Here is a 17,099-nt window from a genome sequence, read left to right on the forward strand (position 1 = left end):
GGATTTTTTATTTTATGGACACGCTTTTTGCCAATCATATTCATGTGCGCATACCGAAAAACAGAGTGTAAAATTTCAAAATTGACAGGACATGAATTATTTCTTATTGACGGAAACCGAGTTCTTCCGTCGTATAAACGAAGCCGGGGACTGCAATATGGAAACGGCATACACGGCTTTCGCCACGCAAGTGATCGAACTATGCAACGGCAATGTGGACACCAACCGCACCATCATCGCGCTGGCTTACATTGAAATCGAGTTGCAGCACCATCCCGTGCGCAATCTTCCCGAAGAAAAGAGGGAGGTTGCAGCCTACATCAGCAAGGCACTCTCTTTCGTTAGGAAGATGCAGAAGTTCCTTGCCGCTCCCCAAGTGCCACCACTAATCCCCATCCGTACATCCTCCGACAACACAACCGAAAGTCCCGCTCCACCCCTGCAATGGACGGGCAACGCCATCGACCTCGTGGAACTTATCTACGGCATCAACGAGATGGGCTGCATCAACAACGGCAACATGCCGCTTAAACAGCTCGCCCCGCTCCTCTACAAGATTTTCGGGGTCGAATCAAAGGACTGCTACCGCTTCTATATCGACATCAAACGCCGGAAGAACGAAAGCCGCACCTATTTCCTTGACAGGATGCAGGAGAAACTGAACGAGAGGATGCTCCGCGACGAGGAAATGGAACGTTTGAGAAAATAATCCTGTACCAATGATGAATCAGGGGGTGACGTTATGCCACTCTCTGATTTTTTGTAGGTTTTGTACCTGCCGTGCAGATACATTTCGTTATCTATTCGCCCGAAAACCAGCGAAAAGCACTATCTTTGTACCCACATTACAGAATTGTATATGAGCATAGACAACCTCGACATAGTAAAACGGCTGATAGCCGAAAAAGAATGCGGACGGGTGGAGTTCAAGGAAACCACCGGACAGTTGGAGCGCGGCATGGAAACGCTTTGTGCTTTCCTTAACGGAGAAGGCGGCACGGTATTGTTCGGTGTCACCGACAAGGGAAAAATCATCGGACAGGACGTGAGCGACAAAACCAAGCGGGATATAGCGGACGCAGTCTGGCGTATCGAGCCTTTTGCCACAGTTGAAGTTTCTTATACTGAAATACCAGACACCGGCAAAAGCGTCATCGCACTGTCTGCGGAAGAACGGTTTTGCGGTATGAAACGTTTGGGAGAGCGGGCTGTGTTCCTATCAACCGACACCGAAAGTTGATGCGTGGCAGTATGCTCGAATAACCACTTCACCCCAAATGTTTTATGACCGCATGTTATGCACAGGCATTTTTTTTATTATCTTTGCACAAATTTAATAATTAATACTTATGTATTCTGTTTCATTTGCATTCTACTTCAGACCTTAGGCTACTATCTAAGTGATAGACAGTCCATCCATTAATATTATCGAATGGTGTGTTGTTATCTTTTATAGCAATACAGTCATAGGTTATTTATCTATGTTATAAAGATTTGTATCAAAACTTTATTTCTGTGGATTGAATACTGTCTTATCACTTCCTTGTGATTTGAACCCAAGTATTCATTTTCAAGAAATAAGTAATGATAAAAAATAAACTGCCCGTTAGATTCACGGGGCAACATTTTACTATTGATAAAGTGCTGATTGCTGATGCAATTAAAATTGCTAAAATAAATGAAACCGATACTGTTCTCGACATTGGGGCAGGAAAAGGCTTTATAACTGTTCATTTAGTTCGTCAATGTATAAACGTGATTGCAATAGAAAATGATAAATCTCTATTGTGCATTTTAAAAAATAAGTTTGCCAACAATTACAATGTCAAGATTATTGATTGTGATTTTAGGGGTTACACTATACCAAAAAGAAATTTTAAAGTTGTGTCTAACATACCTTTCAGAATAACTTCTGATATTTTAAAATCCTTGATGTTTGATTGTGTTGAGCATTTTATGGGTGGTTCGTTGATAATGCAACTTGAACCTGCCGAAAAGTTATTTTCAGAAAAAGTATTCAACCCATATATTGTATTTTATCATACTTTTTTTGATTTAAAACTTATGTATGAAATATCTCAAGAAAGTTTTTTGCCACCACCAAAAGTCAAGTCAGCACTTTTAAGGATTGAAAGAAGAAAAATGCATATAGGTTATGAATTGAAAGGAAAATATCTGAAATTTATCACTTGCTTGTTACATAAACCCGATTTGCCAGTCAGAACAGTCTTGAAGACACTATTCAGAAAAAATCAAGTCAGAGGAATTAGTGAAAAGTACGGAATAAATCTTAATTGTCAAATTGTAAGTCTGTCTGCAAATCAGTGGAAATGTTGTTTTATGGAAATGTTGGATAAAGTTCCAGAAAAGTATCATCCCACATAATTGTTTGTTGACCCGGGGCGGTTGCATGCTTGTGCATAACAAAGATATATGCGTCCGTTCTCTTACAAAGGACGGGCTTACCAGCGAGTGGAAAGCGCGACATCCACCATGCCGCAGGAGATGTATAACCAATATCTGATACAGCGGGGCGGGAAATACGCTTGGGAAGCAATAACAAATCCTGACCTTAAAATATCTGACCTTGACGAACATGCCGTCATTAGTGCTGTACGCGGGGGAATCAGAAGCGGTCGTTTACCTGAAGCAACCATAAGGGAAGACCTGCCGACCATTCTCGAAAAATTCAGTCTGTTGCATGACGGGAAACTTAACAATGCTTCAGCAGTGCTGCTCGGTCGTGATTTTTATTATTATCCCCAATGCCTGCTCCGTCTGGCGCGTTTCAAAGGCACGACGAAAGACGAGTTTATAGACAATCAACGTGTCACCGGGAATATCTACGCACTGCTGGATGCGGCAATGGCGTTTTTTTTCAAGCATCTCTCCCTTTCCGGAAAGATAGAGGGGCTATACCGTGAGGAGGAACTGGAAATACCTTACAAGGCTTTGAGGGAGTGCTGCACAAACGCCTTGTGCCACCGCTCGTACCACCGTCCCGGAAGCTCGGTTGGGATAGCCATCTATGACGACCGTGTGGAAATAGAGAACAGCGGAACATTTCCACCTGACATGACAATGGAAAAGCTGTTAAGCGGTCATAATTCAGAACCGCAAAACCTGATCATAGCGAATGTATTGTATAAAAGCGAGGTCTTGGAAAGCTGGGGAAGGGGCATCGGGCTTATTATAAGCGAGTGCCAGCGTGTAGGCATTCCTGATCCGGAATTCCATACGGACGGAAACAGCGTATGGGTTATTTTCCGCTATGTCCGGAAAGCTGTGGGGTACAACCCGACAGTCACCCCACAGTCGCCCGACAGTTACCCCGCAACCACCCCACAAGTGGGAAAAGTGTTGTCCGCAATCGAGAAACAGACGCTCTCGACAAAAGAGATTATGGGTATAATCGGATTGAAAGACAAAAGCAATTTCTTGGAACTCTACCTATATCCTGCAATAAGGCTGGATTTGGTGGAGCCGATTTACCCGGAAAAGCCTAAACACCCACGACAGAAATACCGCCTTACAGAGAAAGGCTTGGAATTGTTGAAACAGTAATAGGCATGGCGAAAAAGAAGAAGAAACAGCAGGGACACTATTGCCGTATCTGCGGTGACTACAAGGCGAACGAGAAGTTCAGCGGCAAAGGTCACGCACAACATATCTGCAAGAGTTGCATGTCCGCCATGCGCAGCGGCAAGAATCCGGAGGATATTCTGCCGGAGCCGTTACCCGTGAGCCGTGAAACGACACGCTTCAAGAAACTGGACAAAGAGGGAAAAGCCGTGTTAAAGGCGTTTATCACTGAATCCGTAACCGAATACTGGCAGGAAAACAGGCAGATACCGTTTGCGGAAAGTTTCTCCGAACTTAAAAAATATATCATCGGAACTTATGATGAGGAATGCGGCATACTCCTGAAAGATGACGCAGAACTGAAGACCTACTTTCAGACGCATACGATAACGACCATAAACAAATTGCTGAAAGAGGAAAATCCGGAAAACTTCAGGTAAAGATAACGGGCGGAACAAGGTATCAAACTTGTCCCGCCCGTTTTCGTTGCCGCCTGCCGGCTATTTCTGCTGCAACAGATGTTTCAGATTTTCGTCATTAGCGATGCGTTCCAACTCCTCCTGAACAATCTGTTTCACCTCCTCCTTGATACGCCTGTAATTCGCCTGCACTGTTTCCTTCATACAGTCGTTGCCGTCCTCATCCGTGAAGTCGGTAATGACAGGTATCGGCTTGTAGGCTTTCTCCTCGCGCTTGACCTTCTCGGCATCCACGACAATCTCACAGTGGAAAATCTTCTGCTCTATACGCTCGTTGAAATTGTCTGATACCGAACCGACAAACATGCCCTGCGTAAGCCCGGAAATCTTGCTCGGCGGGATAAGCGCGTCCATCTGCGTGTTGATGGAGGTGGAAACATCCTGCCGGTTGATGGAAATGGACTGCCGTTTCTGCAACACCTTTCCGAACCGTTCGGATAGCGTCTTGGCGGTTTCGCCCACCACCTGACCGGAGAAGATATTGCCGACTGTATTCATCACGACTTTGGCTTCTTTATCGCCATAGTCGCGCACCAACTGGCTGAAATCCTGAAAACCCAGACACACGGCAACCTTGTTGCTTCGCGCGGTGGCGATAAGGTTGTCCAACCCCTTGAAGTATATCGTCGGAAGCTCGTCGATGATGACCGACGACTTCAACATCCCTTTCTTGTTGATGAGCTTCACGATACGGGAATTATACAGACCGAGAGCCGCCCCGTAAATGTTCTGACGGTCCGGATTGTTGCCCACACAGAGGATTTTCGGCTCTTCGGGATTGTTGATGTCCAGCGTGAACTCGCTGTCCGACATCACCCAATAGAGCTGCGGGGAAATCATCCTCGACAGCGGAATTTTCGCCGATGCAATCTGCCCCATCAACTGCTCGGCAGCCCCTCCGAGCCATGCATCCATAAAAGGAGAAAGATAGTTCTCCAGTTCCGGGTAAGAGGTCAGTATCGGAAAAATATCCTCGTAACGGCGGTTCAGGAACTCGATGGCATGGGGGAACGTGCAATACTTGCCGTTCTGAAAAATTTTGAGATACCAGATGATAGCCGCGAAAAGGATGATGGGCGATTCCACAAAAAAGTCGCCCTGTTTCTGCACCCAACTCTTGTTTAAGTTGAGCATGATGGTGTACGCGCTCTCGTAAGCGTCCGTAATATCCTCCATGAAATCCGGGTGAATGGGGTTGCAACGGTGGCTGCGTCGCGGGTCGTCGAAGTTTATCACGTAGAACTTCGGCTTCACCTTGTATCCCTCCGGGTGGTTGAGCAGATGATTATAGGCTATCGTGGACAAGTCACTGAATTTGAAATCATAGACATACATCGAGAAGCCCTTCTCAATCTGTTGTTTGATGAAACTGTTTACCACCGCGTATGACTTTCCGCTGCCCGGCGTACCCAAAACGATGGAGGCACGGAACGGATTCACGACATTGATCCAGCCGTTGTTCCAACGTTTCCTGTAATAAAAGCGTGTGGGCAGGTTTACCGAATACTCGCTTTCGATAAGCCGTGTTTCCTGCATGAAGCTCTCGTTCTCGTTGTTGAACACGTCATCCATGAGGTTGTGTTTCAACAGGCGGCTCATCCACAGACCGCCCATCAGCAGGCATACATAGCCTGTGCCTACGGTCAGCGCGTAAAGCCCCGTCACCGCTTCAACCGGCAGCGGCAATGCCAGTATCCACCAGTTGAGGAAGAACAGCACGAACCCTGTGGCAAGTGCCGTCCAGATCCTTCCCCAAGTGATTTTCTCTCCCTTGACACCCTTCGTCCCCAGACAGGACAGGGCAAGGAGGAGGACGGCGAACAGTTTCGTGTAGAGGATGGAACGGAACAGCCCCGCCGTGTGGTTGAAATTCATCAGGATTCTGTCCACCACGCCGATGTCCACGCTCCAGAGCCGTATGGCTTCATAGCAGAACCAGTACACGTTCATGACCACTAAAATAATACTCACGGCACGCAGAAAATCCATGATTTTCGCCAATGCCCTCAAATCGTCTTCTTGTTGTGACATAGATTGAAAAATTTTGATTGTTGATACTTCCGGTTACATTCCCAAGCCCTTGCCCTTGCGCTTCTTCTTTTTCCTCTTGCGCAGCATCGCCCGGATAAAGGCTTCCTCCTCGGCATCCACAGCCGGACCTTCGGGAGTGAGCAGACCGATACCGCCCGCCGTGTACTCGTGGTCGGATGCGGTCTGTCCGCGCATATCCTCTCCTGTTTCCACCGGAACGGAAAGCGGAATAGGCGGCTGTCCGGCGTAAGGCAGCGTGAAGTGTTCCTGCAAGGCGTTGGCGGAAAGTTCCTTGCCCATGCGCGAGCCGTTCAGCACGCAGCCCGTGCGGTGGTCGATGAACGTGGCTCCGTAGATGCGTCCTTCCTCCGTGTAGCGCAGCACGGTGTCGATACCCTTCTCCTTGAGCCGCGAAACGAACTTCTCCTTGTCATACGTGCCTTCAAGCACGGAAAGGACGATGCGTTTCGTCATGTCAGCGAGTTTCCGGTCCTTAATCTCCTGCTTGGAACGGGCAAATTTCTTCTGCACGGCATCATAGCCTGCGGACTTCCCAAAAAGCGAGGATTTGAACGGGTTGCCCGTCTTGTTTCCGGCATCATCGGTGACGGAATAGACCAGCCCGTGATACTCCCGTCCGCGCACGTTGCCCTGCGCTTCCTCCACCGTCATATTATATAAGGAAAGGAGGGCGCGGTATTCGCCCATCGTCTGGAAACGGTACTGTCCGTTCAACGCTTTGAGGGTATTCCCGACCTGCCTTTTCACGTCGCCCGCCGAAGCGTCCACCTTGCGCAGCGGATTTTCCAGCCGTAGGTTCTTACGCTCCGCCGGGTGCAGCCCGTACTTCCGTTCCAGTTCCCTGCGGATGCGGTCACTGCGGCGGAAAAGGAAATCCTGATTGAGCCGCCTGCCTTTCTCGTCCACATTGATTGTCACGATGTGCAGGTGGTGGCGGTCTATGTCCTCGTGCTTGACAACAAGGTACGGCTGGTTCCCGTAGCCGAGTTTCTCCAGATACTCGCGTGCGATGTCCTGCAATTCCGTATCGGTCAGCACGTCGTCGGGATGCGGGTTGAGCGAGATATGGAGTACCGGTTTCTCCACCCTCGTATGCTCCGGCATACAGGCGAGAAAGCCCTCCATCGCCTTGCGTATGTCCACCGTCCCCGTGCCGTCATTGTAGATGCGGTTGGTGGTGAGCAGCCGCCCTTTCGCCTCGTTGATCTTTTCCCCGTTGTAGGCAAGCGCGCCGTACAGCGACTTTCCTACACTGATTTTTGCGACCATTTCGCCTCCATTTCTCTCGACAATTCCACAATCTGACGGCTCAGTTTCACGAGTTCGACGGTCTGCTGCTCCAGCTTGTAGAGCAACGCCATCGCCTTTTTCTCGGAAAAATGCAGCCTGAGTTCCTTCACGACTTGGTTGTAGTTCGTGCCTACCGCGCGGAACTGCACATGGAAATCGGACAGTCTGGTGTAATAATCCACCAGCGTCCTGTCCACTTTCAGCACCCTGAACGGCTGCCCGAAGAAGTGCGCCTTGATGAAAACCGACTTGGCGTAAACGCCCGACTTCTCGAACATGGCGAGGAAACGGTTGTGTTCCTCCTCGTTGAAACGGACGGTGTAACGGAACACCGCCGGATCAAGTTTGGGATTTCTCCCGGTCTTGTTTCTTTTCTCTTTCATATAAACTTTGGATTTAGCGGATGGACGGCATAAGCCGCCGCTTGGGGTACAGACACCGCAGGTTTGAAAGGCTTCCCGACTTCGGAGAGGAAGCCCGCCCCCTGCAAGGGCAAGTGCTTTTCGTGGCTGCTCAAAACGTTTTGAGCGGCTGAAAAGACATCTTGCTATGTTCAGGCGAACATAAAAATCCGTCGGGGACGGATTGGGGGAATGCCTTTCAAACTCCGGGCTGCGCCACCTGCGGCGAACCCTGCCGTTCGGGTGCAAAGTTACGCCCTTAAAACGGTATCGGACAGAGGCTTGAACCGGACAATCAGTGCCAACCGGCGCAACATGCCGCCACTTGCCGGGAAAGTGGTACGGATTCAAAAATATCCTTGTTTATTTGCAGCATGATTCAAGAAACGAACGATTTGAAGATATGAAAAATGAGGCTTTCAAATACCCGGCAAACCGCTTCGGCGGCTATTTGCCTGACCGGATACCCGAACCTTCGGATGCCCGGTTTCCCAATGACGCAGTGATTCACGGATTCAATGACTTCATGACGCAATGTCGTCATTCACCAGTTATCCGAATCCCTGCCTCACCGTTGAAGCGGATACGTGACGAACCGGACAGGCGGAGATTCGCGGACGCGGATATACATGTCACCGATTCCGTATCGGAGCAGGAAAACAATTCATCAACCATTAAAACCAACAGAACCATGAGTAATGAAACATTCGTTGCATTCGCAACACAGAAAGGGGGCATCGGCAAATCCACCGTCACGGCACTTGCCGCCAACTACCTCCACAACGTGAAAGGACACAATGTCGCCGTCATAGACTGCGACGCCCCGCAGCACAGCATACACGGGTTGCGTGAACGTGAAACGGGACTTATCGGCGGGAGCCTCTATTTCAAGGCACTCGCGTGTGACCACTTCCGCAAGACAAGGAAGAACGCCTACCCGGTCATTGCAAGCGACGCCCTTAACGCCCTCGATGATGCCGAAAGGATGCTTGCCGCAGAAGAGGTGAAACCCGACATCGTGTTCTTCGACATGCCGGGAACACTGAAAAGCAACGGCGTGGTCAAGACCCTCTCGCAGATGGACTACATCTTCGCGCCCATGAGTGCCGACCGTTTTGTCGTGGAAAGCACCCTGCAATTCGCCGTGATGTTCCGTGACAACCTCATGACGACGGGACAGGCGAAAACAAAAGGGCTGTACCTGTTCTGGACGATGGTGGACGGCAGGGAGAAGAACGGGCTTTACGACCTGTATGAGGATGTGATAGCCGAGATGGGGCTGCCGGTGCTGTCCACCCGCCTGCCCGACAGCAAGAAGTTCCGGCGCGACCTCTCGGAAGAGCGCAAGAGCGTGTTCCGCTCGACCATCTTCCCGATGGATGCGTCCCTGCTGAAAGGGAGCGGCATCCGTGAGTTCTCGGAAGAGATAAGCCGTATCATCAGACCTCAATAATCATGGGCAGCAGGAAAGTGAACACCGAAGGCATTGACGAGGAACTGTTGATAGCCTCCATCGGCAGACGCAGGCAGGACGGGACCCTGTACCACGCACAGGAGCCACCCGCGCCTGCTCCCGAAGAAGAAAGCGTCCCTGAAACGGAACCGCCGCCCGTGCAATATACGGCAAAGGAAAAACCGCAGAGGGACACCGTCCGCCGCAAACGGCAGGAGGACGACTATTCCGGGCTGTTCCTCCGCCGCAACGAGATAAAGACACGCCAGTGCGTCTATATCAGCCGCGACGTCCACAGCAAGATTCTCAAAATCGTGAACGACATCGCCGGGCGTGAAATCTCGGTAGGCGGCTACGTGGATACCGTGCTGCGCCAACATCTGGAACAGCACAAGGAGAAAATAAACGAACTGTACAAGAAACAACGTGAAGACTTGATTTGAATATGGAAAAGAACCAGAAAAACAGAAGTCCGCAGCATGACGGCGGCGGTATGCTTGCCCAAGTGCAGGCGAGTGTGGAAATCCTGTCCCCCGTGCCGTTAGGCGGCAAATGCGGAGAGAAGGACTATGAACGGCTGTTCATCCGTGAAGCCGAAGTGAAGGCACGCGAGGGAAAGATGGCGTATGTGCGCCCGGAGTACCACGACCGCATCATGCGCATCACCCGTGTGATCGGGCATGACCGGCTGTCGCTGTCCGCCTACATCGACCATGTGCTTACGCACCACTTCAACCAGTGCGAGGAGGCGATAAAAAGCCTTTACGCCCGGAATTACGACGCAGTATTTTAACCCTCAAAAAAGAGAACGTGCATGAGTGAAACAATAAGCATGACTGATATTCTGCTGACCGTATCGGTCGGCTGCAACCTGTGGTTCCTGTTCCTGCTCCTTTATGACAGGATCATGGAAACCAGACTTGTCCGCTTCCTCAGAAGCATAGCCGGACTGTGGCGGTCGTTGGGCGGCACGGCGGCAAAGCCCGAAGCGGTAAGGGAAACACCGCCCGCAGACACCCCGGACATCATCGGCAAGAGCCGTTTCAGGATGGCATCGACCCGGACAACCGCTGCCATACCGACGCAAGAAGCCGCCACTTCGGAAAAAGGCATTGAGCTGACGGAGGAAGAGGCTACTTTTGACGACGGAAACACGGAAACCGTGTCCCGTCCCGCCCAAATCCCGGAGGATAAACTCGACGAAACCTTCACGAGCCTCACGCCTTCGGATCTGGAGTTCGGGGAGGACGAGCCGGAGGAAGAAACGCCCGACGCGCCGAGGGCATCCGGAAGCAGCTTCGACGAGATAGACGATGCGGTCAGAACCGCCAAGAACCCGGAAGCGACAACGACGGAACGGGAGCGGGCGGCAAAGGTCTTCACCGATATGGAAGGGACGGAGCTGTACGAGAAGCTGATGACCGGCTCGTCTGAAATGAGCATCCGCATCAAGGGGCTTATCGAAATACGGCTGAAGAAACCGAAAAAGGATTTTGTCGTCCCGGACAATATCGAGGACTTCGACATCCGCAACTATGTATAACGATTAAAAAAGAATGAAAATGAAAACGTAAGACGGCATCACCCACGCGCACGGCGGTACAAGGTACAGCTGGTCCGCAACGGACACACCCAAGTCCGTAGAAACAAACGGGCAGCCCACTAAACCAAAGAAAAGTAACCGAGTATCAACCGCCCGACAAAGGACCATCCACCCTTTTGACGGCACAAAACAAGAACAGTTTATGAACAAGAACAACAGACAGAAACTTATCCTCTCTGCGGCACTTCTGGTTGCCGCAACCGCCTCCGCCTTCGCGCAGGGAAACGGCATCGCGGGCATCAACGAAGCCACCTCTATGGTGAGTTCGTATTTCGACCCCGGCACGAAACTCATCTACGCCATCGGCGCGGTAGTCGGGCTTATCGGGGGCGTGAAAGTGTACGGTAAATTCTCGTCCGGCGACCCCGACACCTCCAAGACTGCCGCCTCGTGGTTCGGAGCGTGCATCTTCCTGATTGTCGCCGCCACCATCCTGCGCTCATTCTTCCTTTAATAAACGATGTATGGCTGAATACCCGATAAACAAGGGTATCGGCCGCCCGGTAGAGTTCAAGGGCTTGAAGGCTCAGTACCTCTTCATCTTCTGCGGAGGTCTGCTGGCTCTCTTCGTCCTGTTCGTCATCCTCTACATGGTCGGCATCGACCAGTGGGTATGTATCGGCTTCGGCGTGGCATCGTCCTCCGTCCTCGTATGGCAGACCTTCGCGCTGAACGCCCGGTACGGCGAACACGGACTGATGAAATTAGGGGCAACAAGGAGCCATCCCCGATACCTTATCAACCGGCGGCGGATCACCCGATTATTCAAACGGAAACGAAAGGAAGAAACGACATGAGGAATACATCCAAAATGACAACACTGGAAAACAAGTTCCCGCTATTGGCGGTGGAGCAAGGTTGCATCATCTCCAAAGACGCCGACATCACGGTGGCTTTCGAGGTGGAGCTTCCGGAGCTTTATACCGTGACGGGTGCGGAGTACGAGGCGATACACGGCTGCTGGTGCAAGGCGATCAAGGTGCTGCCGGACTTCTCCGTCGTCCACAAGCAGGACTGGTTCATCAAGGAGAAGTACACGCCGGAATTGCAAAAGGAGGACATGAGTTTCCTCTCACGGAGCTTCGAGCGTCACTTCAACGAGCGTCCGTACCTGAAGCACACGTGCTACCTCTACCTGACCAAGACGACGAAGGAGCGTAACCGGATGCAGAGCAATTTCAGCACGCTGTGCCGGGGGCATATCATCCCGAAGGTGCTTGACAAGGAAACCGCCGCGAAGTTCATGGAGGCAGCGGAACAATTCGAGCGCATCATCAACGACAGCGGCTTCGTCAGGCTGCGACGCCTCTCCACCGACGAGATTGTGGGGACGGACGGCAAAGCCGGACTGATAGAGCGTTACTTCTCGCTCATGCCCGAAGGCGACGCCACATTGCAGGACATCGACCTCTCGGCACGGGAGATGCGCATCGGCGACAACCGCCTGTGCCTGCACACCCTGTCCGACGCGGAAGACCTGCCCGGCACGGTAGCTACCGACACCCGGTATGAAAAACTCTCCACCGACCGCTCGGACTGCCGCCTCTCCTTCGCATCCCCGGTGGGGCTGCTGCTCTCCTGCAACCACATCTACAACCAGTACGTGATTATTGACAACAGCGAGGAGAACCTCCAAAAATTCGAGAAGTCCGCAAGGAATATGCAGTCGCTCTCGCGCTACTCAAGGAGCAACAGCATCAACCGCGAGTGGATAGACCGCTACCTGAACGAGGCGCACTCCTACGGGCTGACCTCGGTGCGGGCGCACTTCAACGTCATGGCGTGGAGCGACGACGCGGAGGAGCTGAAGCACATAAAGAACGACGTGGGCAGCCAGCTGGCAAGTATGGAGTGCGTGCCGCGCCACAACACCATCGACTGCCCGACACTTTATTGGGCGGCGATGCCCGGCAATGCTGCGGACTTCCCGGCGGAAGAGAGTTTCCACACCTTCATCGAACAGGCGGTGTGCCTCTTCACGGAGGAAACCAACTACCGCAGCTCGCTCTCGCCCTTCGGCATCAAGATGGTGGACAGGCTCACGGGAAAACCGCTACACCTCGACATTTCCGACCTGCCGATGAAGCGGGGCATCACCACGAACCGTAACAAGTTCGTATTGGGTCCTTCGGGCAGCGGCAAGTCGTTCTTCATGAACCACCTCGTGCGGCAATACTACGAGCAGGGCGCGCATGTGGTATTGGTGGACACGGGAAACTCCTATCAGGGATTGTGCGAGATGATACGGCGCAAGACGGGCGGCACGGACGGCGTGTATTTCACCTACACGGAGGAGAAGCCCATCAGCTTCAACCCGTTCTATACCGACGACTACGTGTTCGACGTGGAGAAGAAGGACAACATAAAGACGCTACTGCTGACACTCTGGAAGTCGGAGGACGACAAGGTGACGAAAACCGAAAGCGGGGAATTGGGCAGTGCCGTGAGTGCCTACATCGAGCGCATCAGGGCAGACCGGAGCATCGTCCCCTCGTTCAACACTTTCTATGAGTACATGCGCGACGACTACCGTAGGGAACTGGCGGAGCGTGACATCAAGGTGGAGAAGGAGGACTTCAACATCGACAACATGCTCACCACCATGCGGCAGTATTACCGGGGCGGACGCTATGACTTCCTGCTCAACTCGGCGGAGAACATCGACCTGCTGGGCAAACGGTTCATCGTCTTCGAGATTGATTCCATCAAGGACAACCGCGAACTGTTCCCGGTAGTGACCATCATCATCATGGAAGCCTTCATCAACAAGATGCGGCGTCTGAAAGGAGTGCGCAAACAGCTTATCGTGGAAGAGGCTTGGAAGGCTCTCTCGTCGGCAAATATGGCTGACTACCTGCGCTATATGTACAAGACGGTGCGCAAGTATTTCGGTGAGGCAATCGTGGTGACGCAGGAGGTGGACGACATCATTTCCTCGCCCGTCGTCAAGGAGAGCATCATCAACAACTCGGACTGTAAAATCCTGCTCGACCAGCGCAAGTACATGAACAAGTTCGACCAGATTCAGGCGTTGCTCGGACTGACGGAGAAGGAGAAGTCGCAGATACTTTCCATCAACATGGCGAACAACCCTTCACGGCTCTACAAGGAGGTGTGGATAGGCTTGGGCGGCACGCAGTCGGCGGTCTATGCCACCGAGGTGAGCGCGGAAGAATATCTGGTGCGCCCGTAAAGGGAATTTGACGAATGTCGCTTTGGCAAGCGACTGGGCAAGTGTTTAAAATGCCCATTAACAACCGCTAACCGGAGGGGAAAACCCCACAAGGGAACATAGCACGTTGGTAAAGCCATAAGTCAGCCAACTGTCAGGCTGCGACCGAATGGCAAGTTAAAATGATAGATATGAGGATAAAGCCTGCATTGGTTGAACGATAGTCCGAGCAGTCGTATCCTTGGGCAATGACGGAAGACAGTTGAATAATTCTTCGGAATTATACCGTTATGTTGCGGTACTACACTGATGACACGTAGCAGGAGTAGCATAAACTTACCGCAAGGCAACTACCATAAGTAGTAAAGGACGAAAGTCGTATCCGACAATCTATCGAGCCAAATAGTCGTCAAATTTCTAAACGGGGATTGCCTAAACCGGAAAGCCAGTTGTAGGGCTATGGGGTCTGCCCCTGAATATCCGGCATGGCAACGGAGCTTCCATAGTAGTCTGAGCAGGGTAACGCCCTGTACATGGCGAAGGGGAGCAGCTAATTAAGTTTAACAATTTAAAGGAAGATGTGAGAGACATGAGAAATCCAGAAAATGTGTTGAACAGTCTGAGTAAACACAGCGGTAACTTGAACTATAAGTTTGAGCGGCTGTATAGAGTGCTGTTTAACGAGGAAATGTTTTATGTAGCCTATCAGAATATTTACAGCAAGACAGGCAACATGACGGCAGGAGCCGATGGTAAAACCATTGACGGAATGAGTATTGACCGAGTTGAACAACTGATTGGCAGTCTTAAAAATGAGACTTATCAGCCTAATCCGTCCAAAAGGACGTACATACCTAAGAAAAACGGGAAAAAACGTCCGCTTGGCATACCCTCTTTTGATGATAAGCTGGTACAGGAAGTAGTCAGAATGATACTTGAAGCAATCTATGAAGGTAGTTTTGAACATACTTCACATGGGTTTCGTCCCAAACGAAGTTGTCATACTGCTCTTATAGATATACAAAAGACATTCACTGCCGTGAAATGGTTTATTGAAGGCGATATTAAAGGATTCTTCGACAATATCAATCATGACGTACTGATTAATATTCTTCGGGAACGTATCGCCGACGAGAGATTTTTGCGGCTTATCAGAAAATTCCTGAATGCCGGATATGTGGAAGACTGGGTATTTCATAGAACGTACAGTGGAACTCCGCAAGGCGGGATTATCAGCCCAATACTGGCTAACATCTACCTTGACAAGTTCGACAAGTACATCAAGGAATACATCAATCGGTTCAATAAAGGGGTAACAAGAAAAGGCGACGCTCGATACAAGCTCTACGAACAGCGAAGATACCGACTGGCAAAGAAACTAAAGAATGAGAAAGATGTAAAGGTAAGGAAACAGATGACCGCCGAAATTAAGCGGCTACGAGAAGAACGGAACAACTATCCGGCACGTAATGAAATGGACAGCAGTATCAAACGGTTAAAATACGTGAGATACGCAGATGACTTTCTGATTGGAATTACCGGTAATCTTGAAGACTGCAAAACAGTAAAAGAGGATATTAAGAATTATTTGAATGAAGCTCTTAAACTGGAACTGTCAGACGAAAAGACACTGATAACCAATGCGCAGAAACCAGCGAAATTTCTCGGATATGACGTATTTATACGTAGGTGTAACGATTTACGTAAGGATAAGTACGGTAAAACGGTTCGTGCATTCGGACACAAGCCTGTATTGTACCTGAATTTTGAAACGATGCGGAAGAAACTCTTTGATTATAAAGCCGCAAGAATCGCGGTCGTCAATGGCAAAGAGGTTTGGAAATCCATCGTCAGAACGTACATGCTGAACTTGGATGACTTGGAAATAGTCAGTCAGTTCAATGCCGAAATCCGAGGGTTCTATAATTACTACTCAATAGCCAATAACAGCTATGTCATCAATTCTTTCTATCACATTATGTCATACAGCATGTATAAGGTATTTGCGAACAAATACAAATCATCTGTAAAGAAAATACTTCTGAAATATAAAAAGAACAAGGTTTTCCAAGTGGCATATGAAAATAGCAAGGGTAAGACACTTTACCAATCATTTTATCATGATGGTTTCAAACGCAAAAAGGTTGCAGGGAATATTTACTGTGACACTATTCCACGGACAGTTTCCATAACAGGTGGACGTAACAGCCTTATGGAAAGGCTGAAGCTCCAAGTTTGCGAATTATGCGGTGCTACCGATAAACTCGAAATGCATCACGTTCGCAAACTTAAAGACCTGAAAGGTAAATCCGACTGGGAAAAGAAAATGATAGCTCGAAGACGAAAAACTTTGGCTGTCTGCTCAAAGTGTCATGCAAAAATAGACCCCGACCGAAGAATCAGACTGAATTAATTAGTGGAGAGCCGGATACAGGGAGACTTGTAAGTCCGGTTCGGAGGCGAGTACTCGGAAACCTACCATAGAAATATGACAAGGCGCTGGGTGCTTAGCCTACGCGTACACCACCGAGGAAACGGAAAAGGTGGAGGTGTACCGTCTGGCGGAGCAATTGGGCGGCGACATCGAAGCCGCCATCCGGCAGCTTGCCGAAAGGCGGAGAAACAGGCAATAAGCAATCAATAATCGGTAAAACAGATTTATCAACGAAAAAAGAAAAGCGTATGAGTATATCAAGAGCAAAGATGCTGCAAGTCAGCAAGTGTTTAATCGGGCTGGCGGTCATGGTGCTGCAATCCTGCGACGTGGCGGAGAACCGCCGCAACCTGCTGTGCGGGAACTGGGAAAGCGTGGAGGGCAAGCCCGACGTGCTTATCTACAAGGAGGGCGAAGCCTACAAGGTGACGGTATTCAAACGGAGCGGCATCCGCCGCAGGCTGAAACCGGAAACCTACCTTTTGCAGGAGGAGAACGGCAACCTGTTCATGAACACCGGCTTCCGCATCGACGTGGCGTATAACGAAGCCACCGACGTGCTGACCTTCTCACCGAACGGGGACTACGTGCGTGTGAAGCCGCAGCCGGAAACTCCGGCAGAAAAATAAGAAC

General features: G+C 50.4%; 16 protein-coding genes and 3 pseudogenes. 15 read left to right on the forward strand and 4 right to left on the reverse strand.

All coding sequences use genetic code 11. The annotated features are described in order from the left end of the window. Positions 1-91 precede the first annotated feature (91 nt). The 5 genes and pseudogenes from BQ7997_RS00225 to BQ7997_RS00245 all read left to right on the forward strand — a co-directional run bounded on the left by BQ7997_RS00225 (position 92) and on the right by BQ7997_RS00245 (position 4,022). Positions 92-709 carry an RteC domain-containing protein gene (locus BQ7997_RS00225; protein WP_073342387.1) on the forward strand — a complete coding sequence of 206 codons (618 nt, stop codon included), beginning with the start codon at positions 92-94 and terminating at the stop codon, positions 707-709. Between the two features lie 150 nt (positions 710-859). Further along, positions 860-1,177, forward strand: a pseudogene (locus BQ7997_RS00230) (AlbA family DNA-binding domain-containing protein); the annotation flags it as partial. A 407-nt stretch (positions 1,178-1,584) separates the two neighbouring features. Further along, positions 1,585-2,385, forward strand: coding sequence for a 23S ribosomal RNA methyltransferase Erm (erm, locus tag BQ7997_RS00235; protein ID WP_073342390.1), 801 nt, complete (start codon positions 1,585-1,587; stop codon positions 2,383-2,385). Positions 2,386-2,424: 39 nt separating this feature from the next. Then, a pseudogene (locus BQ7997_RS00240) lies at positions 2,425-3,564 on the forward strand (ATP-binding protein); the annotation flags it as partial. Positions 3,565-3,569: 5 nt separating this feature from the next. Continuing rightward, entirely contained in the window at positions 3,570-4,022 is a 453-nt protein-coding gene (locus BQ7997_RS00245; RefSeq protein WP_073342393.1) for a hypothetical protein, read from the forward strand. 60 nt (positions 4,023-4,082) lie between these two features. Here the strand turns inward: BQ7997_RS00245 and mobC are convergent, their stop codons facing one another. From mobC to mobA, 3 genes are read right to left on the reverse strand one after another with little or no spacing between them, the layout of a single operon-like run. Further along, a complete protein-coding gene (gene mobC / locus BQ7997_RS00250) occupies positions 4,083-6,092 on the reverse strand; it encodes a conjugal transfer protein MobC (protein ID WP_073342395.1) in 2,010 nt (669 codons plus the stop codon). Positions 6,093-6,125: 33 nt separating this feature from the next. Beyond that, positions 6,126-7,382: a conjugal transfer protein MobB gene (gene mobB, locus BQ7997_RS00255; RefSeq protein WP_073342398.1), complete on the reverse strand. Its 1,257-nt coding sequence runs from the start codon at positions 7,380-7,382 to the stop codon at positions 6,126-6,128. Then, positions 7,361-7,786 carry a conjugal transfer protein MobA gene (gene mobA / locus BQ7997_RS00260; RefSeq protein ID WP_073342401.1) on the reverse strand — a complete coding sequence of 142 codons (426 nt, stop codon included), beginning with the start codon at positions 7,784-7,786 and terminating at the stop codon, positions 7,361-7,363. The genes mobB and mobA overlap by 22 nt, the downstream gene beginning before the upstream one ends. 20 nt (positions 7,787-7,806) lie before the next feature. On the opposite strand from mobA, the gene BQ7997_RS25985 reads away from it, so the two are divergent. The 9 genes and pseudogenes from BQ7997_RS25985 (at position 7,807) to BQ7997_RS00305 (ending at position 16,445) form a co-directional block, all read left to right on the forward strand. Continuing rightward, entirely contained in the window at positions 7,807-7,938 is a 132-nt protein-coding gene (locus tag BQ7997_RS25985; protein WP_259302448.1) for a hypothetical protein, read from the forward strand. Positions 7,939-8,207: 269 nt separating this feature from the next. Next, positions 8,208-9,257, forward strand: coding sequence for a ParA family protein (locus tag BQ7997_RS00265; protein WP_073342403.1), 1,050 nt, complete (start codon positions 8,208-8,210; stop codon positions 9,255-9,257). 2 nt (positions 9,258-9,259) lie between these two features. Further along, a complete protein-coding gene (locus BQ7997_RS00270; RefSeq protein ID WP_005944168.1) occupies positions 9,260-9,700 on the forward strand; it encodes a DUF3408 domain-containing protein in 441 nt (146 codons plus the stop codon). Between the two features lie 2 nt (positions 9,701-9,702). Continuing rightward, positions 9,703-10,050 (forward strand): DUF3408 domain-containing protein, encoded by a 348-nt coding sequence (locus tag BQ7997_RS00275; RefSeq protein WP_005850496.1) that lies wholly within the window; start codon positions 9,703-9,705, stop codon positions 10,048-10,050. A gap of 21 nt (positions 10,051-10,071) precedes the next feature. Next, positions 10,072-10,800 (forward strand): conjugal transfer protein TraD, encoded by a 729-nt coding sequence (locus BQ7997_RS00280; protein ID WP_083589129.1) that lies wholly within the window; start codon positions 10,072-10,074, stop codon positions 10,798-10,800. A 202-nt stretch (positions 10,801-11,002) separates the two neighbouring features. Then, positions 11,003-11,314 (forward strand): DUF4134 domain-containing protein, encoded by a 312-nt coding sequence (locus BQ7997_RS00285; protein ID WP_009016663.1) that lies wholly within the window; start codon positions 11,003-11,005, stop codon positions 11,312-11,314. Between the two features lie 10 nt (positions 11,315-11,324). Further along, entirely contained in the window at positions 11,325-11,657 is a 333-nt protein-coding gene (locus tag BQ7997_RS00290) for a DUF4133 domain-containing protein (protein WP_005944155.1), read from the forward strand. After that, positions 11,654-14,041, forward strand: a pseudogene (locus BQ7997_RS00295) (TraG family conjugative transposon ATPase); the annotation flags it as partial. The gene BQ7997_RS00290 and the pseudogene BQ7997_RS00295, both read left to right, overlap by 4 nt. A 580-nt stretch (positions 14,042-14,621) precedes the next feature. After that, on the forward strand, positions 14,622-16,445 hold the full coding sequence (locus BQ7997_RS00305; protein WP_005680466.1) for a reverse transcriptase/maturase family protein: 1,824 nt from the start codon (positions 14,622-14,624) through the stop codon (positions 16,443-16,445). Between the two features lie 94 nt (positions 16,446-16,539). Here BQ7997_RS00305 and BQ7997_RS25990 read toward each other — a convergent pair whose 3' ends face one another. Continuing rightward, positions 16,540-16,662 carry a hypothetical protein gene (locus tag BQ7997_RS25990; protein WP_262481135.1) on the reverse strand — a complete coding sequence of 41 codons (123 nt, stop codon included), beginning with the start codon at positions 16,660-16,662 and terminating at the stop codon, positions 16,540-16,542. A 52-nt stretch (positions 16,663-16,714) separates the two neighbouring features. Between BQ7997_RS25990 and BQ7997_RS00310 the strand changes: the two genes are divergently transcribed. Continuing rightward, entirely contained in the window at positions 16,715-17,095 is a 381-nt protein-coding gene (locus tag BQ7997_RS00310; RefSeq protein ID WP_073342408.1) for a DUF3876 domain-containing protein, read from the forward strand. Positions 17,096-17,099 lie beyond the last annotated feature (4 nt).

Source organism: Bacteroides congonensis (genome assembly GCF_900130125.1).
GTDB classification, from domain to species: Bacteria; Bacteroidota; Bacteroidia; order Bacteroidales; family Bacteroidaceae; genus Bacteroides; species Bacteroides congonensis.

Excerpts from the sequence above, each read along its gene's own strand:
- BQ7997_RS00285 (WP_009016663.1), top strand. The coding sequence starts at position 11,003 with ATGAACAAGAACAACAGACAGAAACTTATCCTCTCTGCGGCACTTCTG.
- mobB (WP_073342398.1), bottom strand. The coding sequence starts at position 7,382 with ATGGTCGCAAAAATCAGTGTAGGAAAGTCGCTGTACGGCGCGCTTGCC.
- mobA (WP_073342401.1), bottom strand. The coding sequence starts at position 7,786 with ATGAAAGAGAAAAGAAACAAGACCGGGAGAAATCCCAAACTTGATCCG.
- BQ7997_RS00310 (WP_073342408.1), top strand. The coding sequence starts at position 16,715 with ATGAGTATATCAAGAGCAAAGATGCTGCAAGTCAGCAAGTGTTTAATC.
- BQ7997_RS00245 (WP_073342393.1), top strand. The coding sequence starts at position 3,570 with ATGGCGAAAAAGAAGAAGAAACAGCAGGGACACTATTGCCGTATCTGC.
- mobC (WP_073342395.1), bottom strand. The coding sequence starts at position 6,092 with ATGTCACAACAAGAAGACGATTTGAGGGCATTGGCGAAAATCATGGAT.
- BQ7997_RS00225 (WP_073342387.1), top strand. The coding sequence starts at position 92 with ATGAATTATTTCTTATTGACGGAAACCGAGTTCTTCCGTCGTATAAAC.
- BQ7997_RS00270 (WP_005944168.1), top strand. The coding sequence starts at position 9,260 with ATGGGCAGCAGGAAAGTGAACACCGAAGGCATTGACGAGGAACTGTTG.
- erm (WP_073342390.1), top strand. The coding sequence starts at position 1,585 with ATGATAAAAAATAAACTGCCCGTTAGATTCACGGGGCAACATTTTACT.
- BQ7997_RS00305 (WP_005680466.1), top strand. The coding sequence starts at position 14,622 with ATGAGAAATCCAGAAAATGTGTTGAACAGTCTGAGTAAACACAGCGGT.
- BQ7997_RS00290 (WP_005944155.1), top strand. The coding sequence starts at position 11,325 with ATGGCTGAATACCCGATAAACAAGGGTATCGGCCGCCCGGTAGAGTTC.
- BQ7997_RS00275 (WP_005850496.1), top strand. The coding sequence starts at position 9,703 with ATGGAAAAGAACCAGAAAAACAGAAGTCCGCAGCATGACGGCGGCGGT.
- BQ7997_RS25985 (WP_259302448.1), top strand. The coding sequence starts at position 7,807 with ATGGACGGCATAAGCCGCCGCTTGGGGTACAGACACCGCAGGTTTGAA.
- BQ7997_RS00265 (WP_073342403.1), top strand. The coding sequence starts at position 8,208 with ATGAAAAATGAGGCTTTCAAATACCCGGCAAACCGCTTCGGCGGCTAT.
- BQ7997_RS00280 (WP_083589129.1), top strand. The coding sequence starts at position 10,072 with ATGAGTGAAACAATAAGCATGACTGATATTCTGCTGACCGTATCGGTC.